Source organism: Microcoleus sp. PH2017_09_SFU_O_A, from assembly GCF_020738625.1.
In the GTDB taxonomy this organism is placed as follows: domain Bacteria; phylum Cyanobacteriota; class Cyanobacteriia; order Cyanobacteriales; family Microcoleaceae; genus Microcoleus.
Window position 1 is genome coordinate 1 of sequence record NZ_JAEQCF010000162.1, and the last position, 4,054, is coordinate 4,054.

At 47.1% G+C, this 4,054-nt stretch carries 4 protein-coding genes; 3 read left to right on the top strand and 1 reads right to left on the bottom strand.

Going from position 1 to position 4,054, the window contains the following annotated elements; all coding sequences use genetic code 11:
• The first annotated feature begins 125 nt into the window (after positions 1-125).
• Positions 126-2,189, top strand: a complete 2,064-nt coding sequence (locus JGK16_RS32125; protein ID WP_293193927.1) for a serine/threonine-protein kinase — start codon at positions 126-128, stop codon at positions 2,187-2,189.
• Positions 2,190-2,339: 150 nt separating this feature from the next.
• Here the strand turns inward: JGK16_RS32125 and JGK16_RS32130 are convergent, their stop codons facing one another.
• Entirely contained in the window at positions 2,340-2,978 is a 639-nt protein-coding gene (locus tag JGK16_RS32130; RefSeq protein ID WP_293193928.1) for a transaldolase family protein, read from the bottom strand.
• A gap of 253 nt (positions 2,979-3,231) precedes the next feature.
• Here JGK16_RS32130 and JGK16_RS32135 point away from each other — a divergent pair, with 253 nt between their 5' ends.
• Together JGK16_RS32135 and JGK16_RS32140 are read left to right on the top strand one after the other, a co-directional pair.
• Positions 3,232-3,471 (top strand): hypothetical protein, encoded by a 240-nt coding sequence (locus JGK16_RS32135; protein ID WP_293203588.1) that lies wholly within the window; start codon positions 3,232-3,234, stop codon positions 3,469-3,471.
• 141 nt (positions 3,472-3,612) lie between these two features.
• Complete coding sequence (locus JGK16_RS32140) at positions 3,613-3,840, top strand: hypothetical protein (RefSeq protein WP_293174374.1); 228 nt, start codon at positions 3,613-3,615, stop codon at positions 3,838-3,840.
• The last annotated feature ends 214 nt before the right edge of the window (positions 3,841-4,054 follow it).

The following is a 4,054-nucleotide window of genomic DNA, read 5'->3' on the forward strand; positions in this document are numbered from 1 at the left end:
AGCCGACTCCCTTGGGTGAAGCAGGAAGCAGACCCTTCAAGAGCAATCTTGATTGAATAGTGAGACTTGAGAAAGTTTAGCTAAGTTTTGTGTAGCAGCAACCTCAATCAGGGTTATGTGGCTTCGTGAGTTATTGCCTCAATCCCAAATGCCCGAATCCCTCCGATCCAGCCAACTCTGGTAAATCCGCGTGCATCCACTGCGGGTCTGAACTTTTGTTGCAAGGTAGATATCGGCTAGTCGCGCCTCTCGGAGGCGGTGGCTTTGGCAGAACATTTGAAGTGGACGACAACGGCGCCCGAAGAGTGCTCAAAGTCCTGCTGAAAGAACATCCCAAAGCTGTAGAACTGTTTAAGCAAGAAGCCGACGTATTGGTCAGGCTGAGACATCCAGGTATTCCAAAGGTCGATCGCGACGGTTATTTTACATTTTCGCCAGCTCACAGCACAGAGTCTTTTCACTGTCTGGTGATGGAGAAAATTGCTGGGGCCAATTTGCAAGACTGGCTGAAACATCGGGGCCGCCCGATCAGTCAAGAACAAGCTCTGAACTGGCTCAAACAACTGTCGGAAATTTTAGACCAAGTTCACCGACTCAACTATTTTCATCGGGATATCAAGCCGCACAATATTATGTGCAAGCCGAACGGGCAGCTAGTGCTGATTGACTTCGGGACTGCTCGGGAAGTGTCGGCGACTTATTTCGCTAAGGTGGGCCAGGGGCAAAATGTCACTGGTATTGTTTCCCCTGGCTATACCCCGCCCGAACAAACTAATGGCAAGGCTGTTCCGCAGTCGGATTTTTTTGCTCTGGGGCGCACTTTTGTTTATTTGTTGACTGGGAAGCCACCGACTGCGTTCCCAGAGAACCCCCGCACGGGCAGATTAATGTGGCGCAAAGGAGCTCCTCAGGTTTCCGACCCCTTGGCTAATGTCATCGATTACCTGATGGCGCCTTTTCCCGGAAATCGACCTCAAAGTCCGCAGATGGTTTTGCAGTGCTTGGAGGAAATTAATCTTGACGGTGCGGAAACTCAGTTACCAACTCAGTTGCCGACGACGGGACAAACTAAAATTCGCGGAACTTCCGGGGTGTCTGGGGCGACGAAGCAGACTTCCATCAACCGCCTCAAACCTCTGAATTCTGGTGGCTTGAACCAGTCGGAGCAAGAGGTTTTAGATTGGAAAAAGAAGTTGGTGGCGGGCGCTGCTGTTTTGATGCTGGGTATTGGCGCGTCTCAAATTTATGGTTCGATGCGTTACGGGGTGTTTCCGGCAAATCCGTTGTGGCTGCTTTCTAGTTTGCCTAGCAGTCAGTTTTTGCAAAGAAGTTTGGATAATGTCGGAAGTGTAAATGCGATCGCCCTGTCGCCGGACGGTCAAACTTTGGTCAGCGCCAGCTTTGGGACGATTAGAATTTGGAATCTGAAGACGGGACGCCTGGTGCGGACTCTGAATCCGGTGCATTCTAAAAAATCGGTTAGCACGCTAGCGGTGAGCCCGGACAATTCGACTTTGGCCAGCGGCGGCAATGACAATAATGTGATTTTGTGGGATTTGAAGACGGGGCGGCGGGTGCGGACAATTCCTGCTCACAAAGCCCCTGTCAACGCGATCGCCTTCAGCAGCGACGGTCAAAATCTGGCTAGCGGGAGCGATGACAAAACTGTTCGCTTGTGGAATGTCAGAACCGGCAGCAGGTTGCTGACTTTGACCGGTCACACCGGAGGAGTAAACGCGATCGCTCTGAGCCGAGACGGTCAAACTCTCGCTAGTGGCAGTGAGGACAAGACTGTGCGTTTGTGGAATCTTGACACCGGAGAAGTCAGAAGAATTATCACCGGTCACGGGGGCGCGGTTAATGCTGTGGCTTTTAGCCCGAACGGTCAAGTTGTGGCTAGTGCTAGCAGCGACAATACGATCCGTCTGTCGAACGTGCAAGACGGGAAGCGCACTCGCACTTTTAAAGGCCATTCGAGCTGGGTGAGGACGATCGCCTTTAGTCCCGACAGTCGCAGTTTGATCAGCGGGGGCGGAGATATTATAGTGTGGGATTTGAAGACGGGGAAAGAAAGAAACACTCTTTCTGGTCACGGCCAGTTTGTGAATTCTGTGGCTATTTCTAGAGATAACAAGACTTTGGTCAGCGGCAGTCCCGATCGCACGATTAAGATTTGGCGAATGCCATAATCGGTTGACTGTTGACTGTTGACTGTTGACTGTTGACTGTTGACAGAATTAACAATTAACAATTAACAATTAACAATTAACAATTACCAATGACCAATTACCAATTACCAATTACAAAATAATCAAGAGATTTTGCAAAGGGATTTGGTATTATCCGAAAATTCCTCGCCCGTTTTTGGCAAATTCATCTACTGTTTGCTGGGACAATTCGTGAACGGCCATTGCTTGCAATACGTCCAAAGGTAATGTCAAATGATGAGCGCCGGCTAATAAAGTCTTTACCGCTTCTTCCGGCGATTTAATGCTGGCTGCCAAAATCTCTGTATTCGTTCTCTGCAAAACATTTGCCATATCCCGCACTAAAGCAAAACCGTCTCCGAGGAGTCTGGTGGCGCGATTCACGTAGGCGATCGCATATTTGGCGCCGGCTTCTGTGGCAACAACGGCCTGGGCTGCACTGTAAATAGCCGTCACTGCACAAGGAATTTCCGGCGACAAATGGGCTACTGCTTGGAAGCCCGCCGCCGTTGCTGGAACTTTCAAAACTGTCTGTTGTCCAATTAATCCAAAAGCTGCCTTTCCTTCTACTACCATGCCATCAAAATCAGATGCTGTTAGCTGATAATAGACTTCCCCGGAAATCAGTTGTGCCAGTTGTTTTAGTGTCTCTTCAGGAGATAGCTCGCTTTTTGCCAAAAGTGTGGGATTAGTAGTAATTCCCGCTATCCACCCGAACTTGCTCGCCCGTATGGCTTCCGCTACAATTGCTGTATCAACATAAATCGCCATCGGCTCTACACCTTCAGTTTCTTAATATTTTCCAGACCCTTGCTTTCAGCTTGAGAGCGATCGCAGTCAAATTAATTGTTAAGCTTTAACCATATCAGAATTTCGGAAATATTACTGTTAAGTAAATATAACAATTCAGTGATGTGCATCACTGGCAGTGTGTGAGTTAGGAATGCTTCAACAGTTGACAGTTGACAGTTGACAGTTGACAGTTTAAGAGCGACCTCTACCTAGAAGGAAGAGGATTGGAGTAATGAATAGCGTGATTTTAATTTCTCCCGGGCGGGCGGGCTTTCAACCAATTCTGTCTGGTAATATCGTGCCTGCGGTCACGAGCGCAATGAAATTAGTTTGTATGGAGGACTCGCATTCCTCACTCAAAACCGGATCGCGGTTATTTTATCGGAAAATACGAGGTATTAATTCAACAGGACTTACCCAAAAAGAATGGGTTTCTGAGGGAAAGTGCATAAGTGCTGTTGAAGATATCTGATAACTGAACTCAAAACTTTCAAGTCTCTTGGTAACTGCGATTCTCGGGGACTGAAAAATTTACTTCCCAAATCCCGGATACAGATAAGTTGTATTTGTAGTCATGGTTATGTATCTAATCACTCAAGGAGGTGACTCAGAAATGACTGAAAAAGAAAATCAGCACCCACAAATCAGATTTGAGGCGTCTTCTGAACCAGCCCAATCGCAAAAAGCACCAGCAACCGCTGACGAATTTTCGGCAAATGTTCAGTCTGAAAATGCGTTTCAACTTATTCAAAATATCCAACAAGACAATTTAAAAGCTCTAGAACGTTTCTTGATGGCGAGCATAGATTGGAAGATTTCAGAATTTTCTAAACGCAAGTAATTTAGGGAGCGCTACCGCAACTGGCGAGTTCTGAGTTGTGAGTTGCGTTGGCAATTTTGTTTGACTCAAAACTGACAACTCTTGAACTTAAATAATTTGCTGTTCTTGATAAACAACGGCTCTTCTGGAGTCAAGGTGATAAGCAAACCTAATCAGAAAAGCAAGCTAATAGCCTTGCTCGAAAGTTATCAAAGTTCATAAAGCCATAGGCTTG

Coding starts and splice junctions, on each gene's coding strand:
- JGK16_RS32130 (WP_293193928.1), bottom strand. CDS start 2,978: ATGGCGATTTATGTTGATACAGCAATTGTAGCGGAAGCCATACGGGCG.
- JGK16_RS32135 (WP_293203588.1), top strand. CDS start 3,232: ATGAATAGCGTGATTTTAATTTCTCCCGGGCGGGCGGGCTTTCAACCA.
- JGK16_RS32140 (WP_293174374.1), top strand. CDS start 3,613: ATGACTGAAAAAGAAAATCAGCACCCACAAATCAGATTTGAGGCGTCT.